This window comes from Acetobacterium wieringae (assembly GCF_026646375.1).
Lineage (GTDB): Bacteria > Bacillota > Clostridia > Eubacteriales > Eubacteriaceae > Acetobacterium > Acetobacterium wieringae_A.
The window spans coordinates 39305-55570 of the sequence record NZ_JAIPPU010000016.1 but is presented as its reverse complement, the minus strand read 5'-3'; the positions used below and the strand labels follow the sequence as shown (position 1 = coordinate 55570).

At 44.2% G+C, this 16266-nt stretch carries 14 protein-coding genes; all 14 read right to left on the bottom strand.

Annotated features, from left to right (window positions below; translation table 11 throughout):
* Window positions 1–46 precede the first annotated feature (46 nt).
* The gene (gene groL, locus Q7P33_RS14110; protein ID WP_303871290.1) at window positions 47–1678 is read right to left on the bottom strand and encodes a chaperonin GroEL; all 1632 of its coding nucleotides are present in this window, start codon (window positions 1676–1678) and stop codon (window positions 47–49) included.
* 30 nt (window positions 1679–1708) lie between these two features.
* Window positions 1709–1993 (bottom strand): co-chaperone GroES, encoded by a 285-nt coding sequence (gene groES, locus Q7P33_RS14105; protein WP_070372072.1) that lies wholly within the window; start codon window positions 1991–1993, stop codon window positions 1709–1711.
* Between the two features lie 235 nt (window positions 1994–2228).
* Complete coding sequence (gene tsaD / locus Q7P33_RS14100; RefSeq protein ID WP_303871289.1) at window positions 2229–3242, bottom strand: tRNA (adenosine(37)-N6)-threonylcarbamoyltransferase complex transferase subunit TsaD; 1014 nt, start codon at window positions 3240–3242, stop codon at window positions 2229–2231.
* 32 nt (window positions 3243–3274) lie between these two features.
* Entirely contained in the window at window positions 3275–3967 is a 693-nt protein-coding gene (locus Q7P33_RS14095; protein ID WP_303871288.1) for a TIGR01906 family membrane protein, read from the bottom strand.
* Window positions 3960–4403: a ribosomal protein S18-alanine N-acetyltransferase gene (gene rimI, locus Q7P33_RS14090; protein ID WP_303871286.1), complete on the bottom strand. Its 444-nt coding sequence runs from the start codon at window positions 4401–4403 to the stop codon at window positions 3960–3962. Before rimI ends, Q7P33_RS14095 begins: the two co-directional genes overlap by 8 nt.
* On the bottom strand, window positions 4400–5086 hold the full coding sequence (gene tsaB, locus Q7P33_RS14085; protein WP_303871285.1) for a tRNA (adenosine(37)-N6)-threonylcarbamoyltransferase complex dimerization subunit type 1 TsaB: 687 nt from the start codon (window positions 5084–5086) through the stop codon (window positions 4400–4402). The genes rimI and tsaB overlap by 4 nt, the downstream gene beginning before the upstream one ends.
* Before the next feature lie 110 nt (window positions 5087–5196).
* Window positions 5197–7800: a glycoside hydrolase family 3 C-terminal domain-containing protein gene (locus Q7P33_RS14080; RefSeq protein WP_303871283.1), complete on the bottom strand. Its 2604-nt coding sequence runs from the start codon at window positions 7798–7800 to the stop codon at window positions 5197–5199.
* Window positions 7801–8071: 271 nt separating this feature from the next.
* Complete coding sequence (gene proC, locus Q7P33_RS14075) at window positions 8072–8887, bottom strand: pyrroline-5-carboxylate reductase (protein WP_303871280.1); 816 nt, start codon at window positions 8885–8887, stop codon at window positions 8072–8074.
* Between the two features lie 274 nt (window positions 8888–9161).
* Window positions 9162–10418, bottom strand: a complete 1257-nt coding sequence (gene purD, locus Q7P33_RS14070; protein ID WP_303871279.1) for a phosphoribosylamine--glycine ligase — start codon at window positions 10416–10418, stop codon at window positions 9162–9164.
* A gap of 221 nt (window positions 10419–10639) precedes the next feature.
* Window positions 10640–12169 carry a bifunctional phosphoribosylaminoimidazolecarboxamide formyltransferase/IMP cyclohydrolase gene (gene purH / locus Q7P33_RS14065; protein WP_303871278.1) on the bottom strand — a complete coding sequence of 510 codons (1530 nt, stop codon included), beginning with the start codon at window positions 12167–12169 and terminating at the stop codon, window positions 10640–10642.
* A gap of 46 nt (window positions 12170–12215) precedes the next feature.
* A complete protein-coding gene (gene purN, locus Q7P33_RS14060; protein ID WP_303871276.1) occupies window positions 12216–12854 on the bottom strand; it encodes a phosphoribosylglycinamide formyltransferase in 639 nt (212 codons plus the stop codon).
* Entirely contained in the window at window positions 12845–13891 is a 1047-nt protein-coding gene (purM, locus tag Q7P33_RS14055) for a phosphoribosylformylglycinamidine cyclo-ligase (RefSeq protein WP_303871274.1), read from the bottom strand. The genes purN and purM overlap by 10 nt, the downstream gene beginning before the upstream one ends.
* Window positions 13892–14097: 206 nt before the next feature.
* On the bottom strand, window positions 14098–15486 hold the full coding sequence (gene purF / locus Q7P33_RS14050; RefSeq protein WP_303871272.1) for an amidophosphoribosyltransferase: 1389 nt from the start codon (window positions 15484–15486) through the stop codon (window positions 14098–14100).
* A 69-nt stretch (window positions 15487–15555) separates the two neighbouring features.
* On the bottom strand, window positions 15556–16263 hold the full coding sequence (gene purC / locus Q7P33_RS14045; protein ID WP_303871270.1) for a phosphoribosylaminoimidazolesuccinocarboxamide synthase: 708 nt from the start codon (window positions 16261–16263) through the stop codon (window positions 15556–15558).
* Window positions 16264–16266: the final 3 nt, after the last annotated feature.

Sequence of the window (16266 nt, the reverse complement as noted above, 5' to 3'; positions counted from 1 at the left end):
AATATTTTTAATTTATCTACTGATATCTACTGATGCAGCCTGCAGCTTACATCATTGGCATTCCGCCCATACCGCCTGGCATTCCGCCCATGCCGGCATCTTCGCTTGGAAGATCAGCAACCGCTACTTCAGTTGTTAAAAACATTGCTGAAACACTGGCGGCATTTTGAATCGCCGAACGGGTAACCTTGGTTGGGTCAATGATGCCCGCTTTGAACATATCAACAAATTCGCCTTTAGATGCATCATAGCCAACACCAACTGCTTTGCCTACCATTTGCGAAACGATTACCGAGCCTTCAAGACCGGCATTTTCGGCAATTTGTCGCATTGGCTCTTCAATCGCCCGACGGATGATACCAGCGCCGGTTTTTTCGTCGCCTTCCAGAGTCTCAATTAATGCATCAACCTTTGGAATCGCATTGATATAAGCGGTACCACCACCGGATACAACGCCTTCTTCAACCGCTGCGCGAGTCGCATTTAAAGCATCTTCGATACGGTATTTGATTTCTTTCAGTTCAGTTTCGGTAGCCGCACCAACCTGGATAACTGCTACGCCGCCGGATAATTTAGCCAAACGTTCCTGTAGTTTTTCTTTATCATATTCAGAAGAAGTTTCTGGAATCTGAGCTTTGATCTGACGGATTCGTTCTTCAACAGCCTCTTTGTTTCCGCTTCCTTCAACAATAATGGTATCTTCTTTATCAACTTTTACCTGACGGGCACGTCCTAATTGTTCGATGGTTGTTGTTTTCAATTCTAAGCCTAATTCGTCAGAGATCACTTCTCCGCCAGTTAATGCGGCAATATCAGCCAGCATCGCTTTACGGCGATCGCCAAAGCCTGGGGCTTTTACTGCGACACAGTTAAAGGTTCCCCGTAATTTATTAACAACCAATGTTGCCAATGCTTCGCCTTCAACATCTTCAGCAATAATTAACAGCTTGCTGCCAGTTTGAACAATTTGTTCCAAAACAGGTAGAATTTCCTGGATGTTGGAGATTTTTTTGTCAGTGATTAAGATGTAGGGATTATCCAGGATGGCAACCATTTTTTCGGTGTCAGTGACCATGTAAGCGGATAAGTAACCACGGTCAAATTGCATCCCTTCAGTAAACTCTAACTCGGTACCCATGCCTTTGCCTTCTTCAACAGTGATAACGCCGTCATCACCGACTTTATCCATTGCTTCAGAAATCAGTTTTCCAATTTCAGCATCAGCAGCTGAAATGGATGCAACCTGGGCGATTGCTTCTTTGCTTTCGATTTTTTTACTATTTGCTTTTAATTCTTCAACTACCGTCGCTACTGCTTTTTCTATCCCTTTTTTCAGTACCATTGGGTTTGCACCGGCAACAACGTTGCGGTTACCTTCACGAACAATTGCCTGAGCCAATAAGGTTGCTGTGGTTGTACCATCCCCTGCGACGTCATTTGTTTTGGTCGCAACTTCCTTAACCAACTGAGCACCCATGTTTTCAAAAGCATCTTCCAGCTCAATTTCTTTGGCAATGGTTACCCCATCATTGGTGATGGTTGGTGAACCGTATGATTTAGCTAAAATAACATTTCTTCCTTTAGGACCTAATGTCACCTTAACGGTATTTGCTAATTTATCTACACCAGTAATTAATGATGCTCTGGCGTCTTCACGAAATTTAATCTCTTTAGCCATATTATTTTCCTCCTGTTTTTCTAATTTTTATTATTCTACGATTGCTAAAATATCAGCCTGACGGATGATTAAAAACTCTTCATCGCCAATTTTTACTTCGTTGCCGGAATATTTAGAATAGATAACTTCATCATCTACCTTGACATCCAATGGCACTTTTTTACCATCGATAATTTCGCCAGTTCCAACTGCAACGACTTTACCCTGCTGTGGCTTTTCCTGGGCAGATCCTGGTAAAACAATTCCGCCGACAGTTTTTACTTCTTCAGCTTTAACTTTAATTACTACTTTGTCACCTAAAGGTCTTAAACTCATTTTTTCCTCCATTTGATTATATTGGGTACACTGTACCTTTTAGTTCATTTATTAGCACTCATTCATCCCGAGTGCTAATAGTATTTTAAATGATTTGCAGGTTGATTGCAAGTTTTTTTTCCCTTTTCGTTCATCTTAATTTTTTTTAAGATTGTTTTAATTTTTAAAGAGGGTACATTTCTCTTTATATAAACGTGCTTACCCTTTTTCTTGCGACGATATTTTCAGACGACTGTCATTGCCGGGTTCCAATTTTTAAACCCGGGATGCTGTTGAGACTCAGGTCACTCTCTTCCCCATTAATATAATTATAGTATGCCATCGAACCGATCATGGCGGCGTTATCGGTACAGAGAATGGGATCAGGATAGTATAGTGTCATACCCGCATCGGCAGCAGACTGTCCCATCATTTTTCGCAACAGTGAATTACAAGATACTCCGCCAGCCATACAGATAGTCTTCATCCCTATACTGCTGGCACAGGCAATAGTTTTGCTAACCAGCACTTCAATAACGGCCATCTGAAATGATGCCGCTACGTCATCGGGATTAACCGCTTCATTTTTCATTTTCTTGCCGTTGAGGTAATTAAGCACTGCGGATTTTAAACCACTAAAACTAAAATTATACTTAGTTTTATCCAGCATCACCCTGGGGAAAGCGATCGCCTCCGGGTTACCATTCTTGGCCGCTGCATCAATGGCCGGACCACCGGGATAACCCAATCCTAAAACCCGGGAAATTTTATCAAAAGCTTCTCCTGCAGCATCATCGATGGTTCGCCCCAGCACCTTAAAAGTCTGGTAATCTTCGACCAGTACCAGATGACTGTGCCCACCGGATACCACCAATGTCAAAAATGGCGGCGCAAGTTCGGGAAACTGTAAGAAATTTGCGGCAATATGACCTTCAATATGATTCACGCCAATCAGCGGTTTCCCGAGACTATAAGCTATTGCTTTGGCTGTAGAGAGGCCAATCAACAGTGCCCCCACCAGACCGGGACCGTTGGTCACGGCAATGGCGTCCATTTCTGCCAGAGAAAGCTGGCTTTCTGCCAGGGCTTCGTCAATGATGTAGGGTAGTTTTGTAACGTGATTTCGGGAGGCAATCTCTGGTACCACACCTCCATATTTCTGATGAATATCAATCTGGGAATAAATCCGGTTAGTTAATATGTTTCGGCCATCTTCGACAATGGCCACAGATGTTTCGTCACAAGATGTCTCAATACTAAGAATTTTCATGTTTACCTCGATTAAAATTACTTGTTATTTTTTTAATATGTTTTCTTTTTCAAAACCAGTCCCGCTCCCAAGGTGGTGAGTCCCAGGGGCACCAAAATATAGATGACCATTCGGCTGATCATGGCGAAAAAGAATGGTTCGGGGACAATCCATATCAGTCGGTCAGTAGTGGGATCCATGATCCATAAGTCGTTAGCAAAAAATAACTGATGAAAGAGGATAAAGGTGTTATTGAAATTAAAAATAAAACACGCCCCAATAATCACTAATGCCACCATAAACGTGGCTGATCCATAGAACAAAGCCTTGATGATGGCCTGACGATCGTATTTTAACAGCACCAGAAAGGCGATCAGCGCGAGAATCAGAGCGGCGTCCCGAAGGCCGAGAAAGAATAGCAATAGCTTTCTGACATCGTCCATATGGGTGATTTCTTTATCATTAAAAATCGAAACGCTATCAACCACATTTTTGGCACTTCCGATCGCTAAACGGGCCTGAATGTCAAAATCCTGCCGGTCGCCCTTAAGATAGCTGATTATTTCATCCACCACCAGTTCCATATCGGGGGGATAAATACCAGTGTTTTCAGTAACCTGATTTTTTTCCATTTGATCCATATAAAACGCTTTGTCAAACACCGCTGCTTCAATGCCACTAATAAAAATAATAACCGGAAATACTATTCCCAGCAACACTGCAACTATTTTAATGGTTTTATTCAAGTCCGTACCTCCACATGATGATTGCGTCCATTCCCGTGCCATAGTAATCTTTGCGTCGTCCTTCCCGGGTGAATAAGTTTTTCAGATAAAAATTGATAGCCGGCTGATTATCCCCTCGTACTTCCAGGGTCATTGCCACACAGCCTTTTTCCAGTGCCAGGGCCAACATCGCATTGATAATATTTTGCCCTACCCCGTTCTGGCGATAGGCTTCCACGACTGCGATATTAGTAATGTGCGCTTCATCAATCACCTGCCAGAAACCGCCAAAGCCTACAATTTCCCCATCCGCTTCGGCAACAATATAATTGGAAAGAATGTTTTGTGTTTCCGCCTGATAGGAATCCTCGGTCCAATTATGAGAAAAGCAGGCCTGATCCACCTTAAAAACACCGGGGACATCCCGGGACTCCATCAGTCGATAATGGATCTTCATTTTTTATGCTCTTCGGCGTAGGAAGGCCGGATATAAAAGGGTTCAATTTCCCGGTAATGGCTGGTCTCACCGTTTAAGGCCCGTTTAAGAACCAGGGCAGCAGCTGACGAGGCCCGGTTCATATTAAGATAATTGGGGACGATCCGGGCAGTCGGGATCGCATCTTGCAGGACTTGCGAAAAACGAGGCAAGCCGTCGCCTAAAAAATAGATGGTCTCATCTCGTCCTTGTAAAAAAGCTATGAGATCATCGATTTCCATCACTGCATCCGCCAGATCCTGAACCGGTTGTTCGTCTTCAAAATGAATAACGCCAGTATAGGTTTGGTTACGCTGCGCATCGAGAACTGGGCAGATCAGACCATCCGCAAAGGGAATATTCATCGCCAGGCTTTCCATGGTGGATACTCCGACCACCGGTTTATTCAGGGCCTGGGCAAATCCCTTGATGGTCGCCATGCCAATGCGCAACCCGGTAAACGAACCAGGACCAGAAACAATGCCAAAGACATCAATATCCTGAATGGAAAGACCCCCATCACTGAGCAAATGATCAATGGCAATCATCAGTTTTTCGGAGTGTTTTTTTTGATGATTGATAATCATTTCGCCGACTAATTTTTCTTCATTTAATATGGCAACCGAAGCCACAATGGTGGATGTATCAATGGTGAGTGTATTCATGTTTTGCTTTCCTTCTTAATTATTATTGGCTGAGTCATTTCCCCAGCCTGACAAAGAGAAGGTACCGATTACGGATTAAAACAAATCGGTACGCTTTCTCATTAATCATCTTACTTTTTTTTTAGCTTTGCCAGTGCTTTGAGATCCCGATCGATATTATTAAGCTTTTCGTCGGAGAAAAAGTCATCAGGCAATAATTTCTGGGCCTTATCAAAACAGATTCCCATTTTAATGGCCATTTGCAGGTAATCACTTTCAAAGGTTTCGTCGCCAAAATAATTTCTGAGAATCTTCATGACATCCTCGTCCTCGACCAGATCCCGAACTTTGGAATGAATACAGAGGTATTCTTCCTCGTTACCACCGAAAAGACTTTTGAAAAAGCCTTTTTTCTTCTCGGTACAATTGATCAATTTTTCGAAGGTGATTCCCTCCAGGGACTGATCTGAATTGACCAGTTCAATAATCTTATCAATACACTCTTCGGTGAAGATTCCATTGGAAAACTCAACCAGCTTACGCAACGGGGTATTGGCCAGCATCGTCATAAAGAAGTCATCTTCTCTGGTCTGGTCATCCCCCATAATCTCTTCAAACCCCGAAAGCAACAGTTTTAAGATGGTCTGTCCCCGCTCGGTTTTTTCAAAATCGCTAAGATAGGATAACGGGTTGATCGGATGGATCAGATCTTTAGTAATTTGAACCGGATAGATAATTGGCAAATCCCGGCTGGATGAGCCAATATAGATCTGATGCGTTCCTGATTCATGCTCCCAGGCTTTAGTGGTAGGATTGTAATAACAGAAATCTCTGAGTTCCAACTCAAAATTAACCTCAGCTGATCGCCCTGCCGGGATGAAGACTTTTTTAAAGTCGCGAAGCTCTCGCAGTGGCCGCAGGATAGTAGTATCGGATTTACCGGTGTATAGCTGAATAATCTCTTTGCCATTTATTACGCCAGTATTGGTAATACGACATCTTACGGTAACCTTTTTATCAGCGTTAAGTGTTAACGTTGGTTCATCAATTGCTTCATAATTAAAATTGGTGTAACTGAGCCCAAATCCAAAGGGAAAGCGAACTTTCTTTTTCGTAAAGTCGTAATAGCGATATCCCACAAAAATACTTTCGCCGTAAACCACCTCATCATGAATTCCCGGAAAATTGATATAAGCTGGGGTATCTTCCAACCGCATTGGAATGGTTTCTGCCAATTTACCACAGAAGTTATTTTCGCCAAATAAAAGCTTGGCGATGGCATCGCCGCCCGCCTGACCACCTAAAAACATCTCAACAATGGCCTTGGGCTGGTGTTCCCAGCTCATGTCCACAACACCACCATTTTGAACAATTACCACAGTCTTGGGTTGTACCTTGCAGATCTTACGAATCAGGGCAATCTGTTTTTGGGGCAGATGCAAATGGGTTCGGTCATAACCTTCCGATTCATCATGATCCGGCAACCCCACAAATAACAAAGCCATTTCGGAATTTTTCGCCACCTCCACAGCCTGCTCGTCCAGATGGATCTGCTCCACCACCTCATCATGGATATAACCTTGATGGGGGAACAGCTGAATTTCGTCGCCCACTAGTTTTTTAATCCGTTCATAAGGTGAATCGATATGGAAGGGATTTATCTTTGAACTGCCGCTGCCCTGATAGCGAGGATCAAAAGCCATGCTACCGATAATCGCCAGCTTCTTGATTTTACGCTTATCAATGGGGAGAATATGATCTTCATTTTTAAGCAGTACCATACTTTCAACCGCTGCAAGTTGGGCGATTTTATGATGCCCCTTTGGTTCAATTTCCAAATTAGTCGAATAATTGCGTCGGTTTTCCCTTGCCTGAAAGGCAAAACGAATCAGCCGTTCAACCATTTCATTGAGAATGGTGACTTTCAGTTTTCCTTCTTTGATCCGGTCAAATATCTTCTGATTATTGACACCGCCATTGCCGGGCATTTCCAGATCCATTCCCGCCAATACCCCTCGAACCCGATCGTAAACAGCGCCCCAATCGGACATGACAATCCCATCAAAACCCCACTCATTGCGGAGCAGTTGAGTCAGAAAATAATTGCTCTGAGAGACAAATGTGCCGTTGATGCTGTTATAAGAACACATCACTGCCATCGGTTTTCCTTCTTGAATGGCAATCTCAAAGGGTTTTAAATAGATTTCACGCAGCGCCCGGATATCAATCTTTTCATCCACGGTCATACGCCGGGTTTCCTGATTGTTGGCCAGATAATGCTTGACCGTCGTTCCCACGCCATGGTCTTTAGCACCCAAAATAAAACTTTTTCCCAATCGGCCTGACAGCAGCGGGTCTTCTGAAAAGTATTCAAAATTACGACCGCATAGGGGTGATCGCTTGACATTGATTCCGGGTCCTAAAATCAGATCGATCCCCATACTACGGGCCTCCAGGGCAATGGTTCGACCCATAAATTCAAGCAACCCTTCGTCCCAGGAACAGGCCGAAAGTACCGCCGGTGGAAAACAGGTGGCCGGTTTACCCTGAGGAATCCCCAACGCACCTTCATTTTCAATCACCCGCATCCCATGTGGGCCGTCAGCCATTGATACCGGCTCGATGCCGTATTTGGAATATCCCACGGTTTCCCAATCGGTTCGACCCGAACAGAGGGACACCATTTCTTCAAGACTCATATTTCGCCGTATTTTTTTAATTAATCCTTCATCCATGATAAATCATCTCCTTAATGGATTAACCAAACTTCGCAATAACCTTTGATTTTTCCAAGATTTGAGTTCATCGCTAAGCTACCGTACCGACTAATTGTTTATCTGTTGTTCGCCGCTGAATCGGACAGGCGATGCCGTATCCGCTTCGATGCGTAGGGTCTGACTCCTAGATCACAACATGATGTAACAATTGTCGGTACTGCGTTATCGTTTTTTAACAATCGAATCTCACAACACTGTCAAAGGTTTACTTTTTTATGTTATTTGTACATTAATCTTGTTTCTTACTCATTGCCAATGATTTTCTGGCACAGGCGTCAACGGCTGAAATGACTGCATCTCTGAAGCCTTTGGCTTCCAGCACCCGGACAGCTTCGATAGTAGTTCCCCCTGGGGTACAGATCTGATCTTTCAGTTTTCCGGGGTGTTCGCCGGATTCGAGAACCAGTTTGGCGGCGCCGTAAACTGCCTGAGCTGACAGACGGTATGCCTGGTCACGGGGAAAACCATGGAGTACTCCACCATCGGCCATGGCCTCAATCAGCAGCATCGTATATGCCGGTGCTGAGCTGGCGATTCCGGGCACTACTTCCATCAGCTTTTCACTAATAATTTCTGCTTTACCGAAGCTTTCAAAAATCATGATAACATCCGCGATATCTTCCGGTGTCATCTGACCATCCGGACACAGAGTCGAATCGGATTCTCCGACAAATGCTGGCGTACTGGGCTGGGTTCTGATTACTTTAATTTCTCTGCCTAAAAACCCCTTAATATCTTCAAAACCAACACCCACCGCAATCGAGACGATAATCACTGAAGGCTTAATACTCCCGGCAATTTCCTCCATTACCTTGCCATATAAAAAAGGTTTGACCGCCAAAACCAGATAGTCAGCCTGGGCAGCTACGGCTACATTGGATTCCTGAACATTAACCCCAAATTCTGCCGCTACCTGAGCTCTTGCCACTTCTGAAGGATCATAACAATGAATATTTTCCGGAAGGAATAATTCCCCCTTCACTAAACCACCAATCATAGCTTTTGCCATGTTTCCGCAACCGATAAAACCAATATTACTTTTCACTTTAACTCCTCAGTCTTATGCTAATCAGCTGTTTCTGACTTGCACCGATCAATGAATTTCTTCAATAGATTCTCATGGACGGATCAGTCATTACGATGCTGATTGATTTTTAGTGCCAAGATTCTTAAATTTTTTATACCCTCTATTTTAGACTTTAATTCAACCCAGTGCAAACCTAAAATGGAAAAACCCACTAATTCTTAAAATTAATGGGTTGGTCTTATCCATCGATGAGTCTTTATGCTTAAGTTCCACATTCTAGCTTTAATTTTGGTTAATTAAATTTGGCAATATCGGTACGGTATTGGGCACCATCAAAGTGAATTTTTCCGATATTGGCGTAGACTGTTTTTCTGGCAACTTCACGGGTTTCGCCCAGCGCAGTAATACAGAGAACCCGGCCGCCGTTGGTTTGTAGTTCACCATTGACAAGCTTGGTTCCGGCGTGAAAAACGACACAGTCTTTCACATCTTGAATGCCAGTGATGACCTTGCCTTTTTCGTAAGAACCGGGGTAGCCGCCGGAGGCGATAACCACGCAAACAGCTTCTTTATTACTCCATTTGATCTCACAGTCAGCCAGCCTGCCATCGATGACGGCCTCCATGATGTCAACCAGATCCGATTCCATCCGCATCAATACGCTCTGGGCTTCAGGATCGCCAAAGCGAACATTGAATTCCAGAACCTTTGGGACACCATTTTCAATCATTAAGCCAATAAACAAAATACCTTTGAAGTCCATGCCGTCGGCAATAAAACCACTAATAATCGGATCCAGGATTTCGGCTTTGATTCGCTTATTCAGGGTCTCATCGGCAAACAGCACATTGGGGGAATAGGTTCCCATCCCACCGGTATTCAACCCCTCATCATTGTCATAGGCTCGTTTGTAGTCCTGCGCACTTTCCATCGGGACAATCGTTTTGCCATCGACAAAACAAAGCATCGAAGCTTCCTGTCCGGTTAAGAATTCTTCGATAACGACCTTATCACCAGCTTCACCGAATTCCCGTTTTTTCATGATCATTTCCATTCCTACCCGGGCATCAGCTTCATTTTCGGGGATCAGTACCCCTTTACCAGCGGCCAGACCATCCGCCTTGATCACCATTGGATAGCCATAAACACCCAGATCTTTGATAATTTCATCATAATCGGTATATTCTTTATAGGCTGCAGTGGGAATATTATGACGGAATAAAAATTCCTTGGTAAAAGCTTTGCTGCCCTCAAACTGGGCGCAGTGTTTATTGGGACCAAAAACTTTTAATCCTTCCGCTTCAAAGGCATCAACCATCCCCATCACCAGAGGGACTTCAGGCCCGATAACAGTAAGATCAATCTGATGTTCTTTGGCAAAGGCCAAACAGCCGGAAATATCTTCCACCGACAAATCCACACATTGGGCCAATTCTGCCATTCCGCCGTTACCTGGGGCTGCATATATTTTTTCTACCCGGGGACTTTGGGCAAGCTTCCATGTCAACACATGTTCGCGACCACCGGATCCAATCATTAATATCTTCATCTGTCTCTCCTCGTTTTGCTTTTTGTTTTCCAAATCTTTAAAAAGAACTTAAAACGGGCGATCACGGATCGCCCCTACTCAATCAATCAAACCCCGTTTTGCCAAGAAAATTGTTCGAATTCAAGGCGGAGACGGTTTTGGCCAACGGAAGCGTATCAATAATACGTGACCGAGGCCTAAACCATCTCCAGTGCAGAAGTCGGGCAATTATCGACGCGAAACTAGTGTTTAAAGTGGCGCATACCTGTAAATACCATCGCAATCCCCGCCTCATCACAGGCTTTGATTGAATCCGCATCTTTTCCGGCCCCACCGGGTTGGATGATGGCGGTAATACCTGCGGCGGCGGCGGCTTTGACGCTGTCGTCAAAGGGGAAGAAGGCATCGGATGCCATCACTGCTCCTTTAACGTTTTCGCCGGCCTGACGAATGGCGTTTTCCAGGGCACCAACCCGATTGACCTGACCCGGTCCATTGGCAATCAGACATTTGTTTTTAGTCAGACTGATAGCGTTGGATTTGGTGTTCTTAACCGCTTTCCAGGCAAACAGTAATTCGGCCATTTCGGCTTCGCTGGGCTGGCGTTTGGTGACGACTTTTAACTCATCATACAACCTGGTATCCCGTTCCTGAACCAATAGACCACCCATCACTTTTTTTACTTCATAGCTGGGTTCGTTGTGCGTGATGTCAGCCAGCTCCAATAACCTCAGATTCGGTTTCGCTGCCAGAACCGCCAATGCTTCCGGTGTAAATCCGGGTGCAACGATGACTTCCAGGAAGGTTTCCACCATTTCTTTGGCGGCGGCATCATCGATTAAGCGATTCGAAGCAATAATACCACCAAAAATGGAAACCGGATCACTGTCATGGGCTTTTTTATAAGCCACCGCAATTTTTTCGTCACTGGCAATGCCACAGGGATTAGCATGCTTAACCGCGACAATGGTGGGTTCATCCCCATATTCCTTGAGGATTTCCAGGGCCCCGTTGGTGTCATTGATATTATTGTAGGAAAGTTCTTTGCCCTGGAGTTGTTTGGCGGCGGTGAGGGCACCTTTAACTGGAATCACTTCGCCATAGAAAGCGGCTTTTTGATGTGGATTTTCACCATAGCGAAGATCCTGAACCTTCTCAAAGGTCATTGTGATGGTGTCTTTTAAGACTTCCCCGTCGATCCGTTTTCTTAAATAGTCAGCAATCATCGTGTCATAGTTGGCGGTCGTTTCAAACACTTTTAAGGCCAGGTTATAGCGGGTTTCATAGTTCGTTTGGCCGTTTGCTTCCAGCTCAGCCAAAACCACGGGATAGTCTTCCGGATCAACAACCACGGTCACATCATTGAAGTTTTTAGCTGCCGATCGCAGCATCGTTGGTCCGCCGATATCGATGTTTTCGACCGCATCGGAGAAAGCAACTCCTTCTTTTAAGATGGTGTTTTTAAATGGATAGAGGTTGATGACCAACAAGTCGATGGGGGTAATCTCAAGCTCCGCCATCTGTTTCTGGTGATCAGGATTGTTGCGGATGCCCAGAATCCCACCGTGAATTTTAGGATGCAGGGTTTTGACTCGTCCGTCTAGGCATTCCGGAAAGTCGGTCACTTCAGAGACGCCGGTAATTGTCAATCCAGCTTCTCTCAGGGCTTTGGCGGTTCCCCCGGTAGACAGGATTTCCCAGCCCATTTCGGCCAGTTTTTTTGCAAATTCAACAATCCCACGTTTATCCGATACGCTTAACAATGCTCTCATTCTATTCCTCCAAATTTTTAACTCTAACAAGTTCCCTATGTTTTATTTACTTTGATACTGCTTTATTTCTGACTACTCGGCCTTCCACTGATAATTGGTCAAGACAAAATGCCTTCACCGCCTGTGGTAAAAGCTCGTGTTCTATTTTAAGAACTTTCTGCTGGATCGTTTCTGGGGTGTCGCCATCGGCGACAGTAACGGTTTCTTGCAGAATCACCGGGCCGCCATCAGCCACTTCGTTAACAAAATGAACCGTTGCCCCGGTTACCTTGACACCATAATCGATGACGGCCTGATGAACATGCATCCCGTAAAAACCAGGCCCGCAAAAAGATGGAATCAGGGCGGGATGAATGTTGATAATAGCATTGGGATAAGCTTCCACAAAGGCCGGGGTAATAATTTTCATATATCCGGCCAGCACCACCAAGTCGACTTCATACCCTCTTAGGATTTCAACAATTTTTTGATCAAAGGCTTCATTGCTGGGATAGCCTTTGGGATTGATGGCTACTGACGGAATCCCGGCGGCTTCGCCCCGTTCCAGACCAAAGGCATGACGGTTATTTGAAATTACCACCACTATTTCACCATATTTGTGATGAATAGTGTCAATCAGAGACTGAAAATTTGTCCCGCCGCCGGAAACCAGCACCCCGATTTTTTTTAAAGCTTTTACAGACATAGCTCGATTTTTTCCTCTCCTTTAACAATGGAGCCAAGAATAACTGGTTTTTCGCCTTTAGCTGTTAAACCGGATACAAAGGCTTCAACCTGGTCAGCTGGCAGAACGGCCACCAGACCAATCCCCATATTAAAGGTGGCATACATACTTTCAGAGGGAATTCTACCAGCTTCTTGAATAAATTTAAAAATTGGCAGGGTTTCAATCACACTGGTATCGATCTTGGCGCAAAGTCCATCAGGAATCATCCGGGGAATATTCTCATAAAAACCGCCGCCGGTAATATGGCTCATGCCCTTGATTTTACAAGGTTTGATCAAATCGGCCAAGGCTTTTACATAAATACGTGTCGGTGTCAGCAGGGCTTCGCCAAGACTCATGCCCAGATCGTCCACATAGGTATTGACATCCAGCGACAGATCTTTGAATAAGACCTTTCGTACCAGTGAAAAACCATTACTGTGGACTCCGGAGGATGGCAGTCCCACCAGCACATCACCTTCAACTATATTTACACCAGTAACAATATCATCTTTTTCGACGATCCCCACTGCAAAACCAGCTAAATCATACTCTTCCAATCCATACATGTCAGGCATTTCTGCCGTTTCGCCACCGATTAAGGCCATATTTCCCTGAATACAGCCTTCGGCAATCCCTTTAACGATCGTCGCAATTTTTTCCGGATAGTTTTTGCCACAGGCTATGTAGTCCAGAAAAAACATAGGTTGGGCACCCTGACACAGGATATCATTAACACACATCGCTACACAGTCGATGCCAATGGTATCATGGCGATCCATCATAAAAGCCAGCCGTAGTTTAGTACCAACGCCATCCGTTCCGGAAACCAGGACTGGTTTTTGATAACCTTCGGGTAGTTCGAACAACCCACCAAATCCGCCCAGGTGCGAAAGAACCCGAGCGTTAAAAGTCCTTTGGACATCGGCTTTCATCAATTTAACCGATTCGTAACCCGCTTCCACGTCCACTCCGGCTTGTCGATAGGCATCTGTTTTTATCTGATTTTCTGACATGTTTCCTCCATCTATTTTTTAGTTCCAAGTAATTGTGCAATAAAAATACATCAAACATTGGTTGCTTGTAGTTGGTGACTGCCCACAACCTTGAAAAAATCCACATTCTGGATTTTTCTGGTGTTTCATGCAAAGCTGGACTAAAAGATCGCAGCAGTATTGCGATTACCATTTTTTAGTTAAGCAAGTTTAGTTTCACTTATAATTTAGTCGTTAGCATTTAAAACTGGTACTTCCATCGGGTATTCCCCGTCAAAGCAGGCACGGCAGAAGGTTGTTTTACCGCCAACTGATTCCGTTAAGCCATCCAGTGAAATGTAGGCCAGCGAATCGGCACCAAGAATTTCTCTGATTTCTTCGACGGTTTTCTTGGCACCAATCAGGTATTTTCGCCGGGGGGTATCAATCCCAAAATGGCAGGTGTGCGCTACTGGTGGGCTGGTGACCCGGAAATGAACCTCAGTTGCACCGGCCTGTCTTAAAATTTCAACCAAACGTTTTGAGGTGGTTCCCCGAACAATGGAATCATCAATAATAATGACTCGTTTACCTTTAATGGTTTCTTTTAAGGGGTTCAGCTTTATCCGTACCCCTTCTTCTCTCAACTTCTGATTGGGCTGAATAAAGGTTCGGCCAATGTATTTGTTTTTAATCAAGCCAACACCATAAGGAATTCCTGAAGCTTCAGCATAACCGATGGCCGCACCAATTCCTGAATCCGGTACCCCAATGACAACATCGGCTTCAACCGGTGACTCTTTGGCGAGAATTTCACCAGCTTTATGACGCGCCGCATAAACTGAGGTTTCATCCATCACCGAATCCGGACGAGCAAAATAAATTAGTTCAAAAATACAGGCTTTCTTTTTTACCCAATTGTTTTGACCATAACTGGTTAATCCGCTTTCGTCAATGACGACAATTTCGCCAGGCTCAACATCACGAACCAGTTCGGCCCCGATCGCATCCAAGGCACAGCTTTCCGATGTCAAAAAATAATCTTCATCTTTCTTACCAATACAAAGTGGCCGCAAACCATAGGGATCACGAACGCCTACCAGTTTATCACCAACCGTGATCACCAGGGCATAGGCCCCCTTGATGATTTCAACCATTCGCTGAATTGCTTCAATCATCCCGTGTCGCAGACCTCTGGCTAAAATGTTGACCATTACCTCGGTATCAATAGTCGTCTGAAAAACAACGCCAGAGTCTTCCAGCATGTTCCGTAAAGCACTATCATTGATGAGATTTCCATTATGTGCCAAAGCTATTTGGCCCATACTGTGATTAACCGTTAACGGTTGAGCATTCGTGACCCCATCTTCGCCAGACGTGGAATAACGAACGTGACCGATTCCGATATTGCCTTTAAGCTGTTTTAATACGTTGCCTTTAAAAGCATCACAGACCAGGCCAGTTTCTTTGTGAGTCAAAATCTTTCCATCTTTGTTAACTGATATACCAGCGCTTTCCTGACCGCGGTGCTGAAGCGCATAAAGTCCATAATAGATATAGGAAGAACAATTATTCTCTTTCGATTTGAGGTAGGCCCCCATTATTCCACATTCATCGCGAAACTTGTCATTTATCATTGGTGTGTGTATCCTCCAGGTATTTGATTTAATTTTCCCGCACTTGCTTTTTTATGACATCAGTATTTTTTATGCCTGAACTCGTTTGAGCATTTCTTCATAAGCCTCTTCGATATGGCCAAGGTTTCTACGGAAGCGATCTTTGTCCAATTTTTCATTGGTTTTTACATCCCAAAAACGACAGGTGTCCGGTGAGATTTCATCGGCCAGAACAATTTGACCGTCATTGGTTTTACCAAACTCAATTTTAAAATCTACCAGGTTAATCCCTCTTTCCAGAAAATACGTTTTTAAGATCTCATTGATTTTAAACGTCATCTCACGAATCACTTCAATTTCTTCAGCAGTGGCCAATTTCATGGCGATAGCATGATAATCGTTGATGACCGGATCACCAAAATCATCATTTTTATAGCAAAATTCGAAAATCGGCGAGTCCAGCTTCAAACCTTCTTCCAAACCAAGACGTTTACAAATTGAACCGGCGGCGGTGTTGCGGATAATCACTTCCAATGGGAAAATAGTCACCGCTTTGACCAATTGTTCATTTTCAGAGAGTACTTTAACAAAATGAGTGGGGATGCCTTTTTCTTCCAACATTGTAAAGATAACGCCGGTCATTTTATTATTGATGACGCCTTTACCGCCAATGCTACCTTTGATCTCACCATTAAAAGCAGTCGCATCGTCTTTGTACTCAATAATAAATTCGTTGGGGTCGTCGGTTTTAAATACTTTCTTGGCTTTGCCTTCATACAGCTGTTCTAATTTTTCCATCTT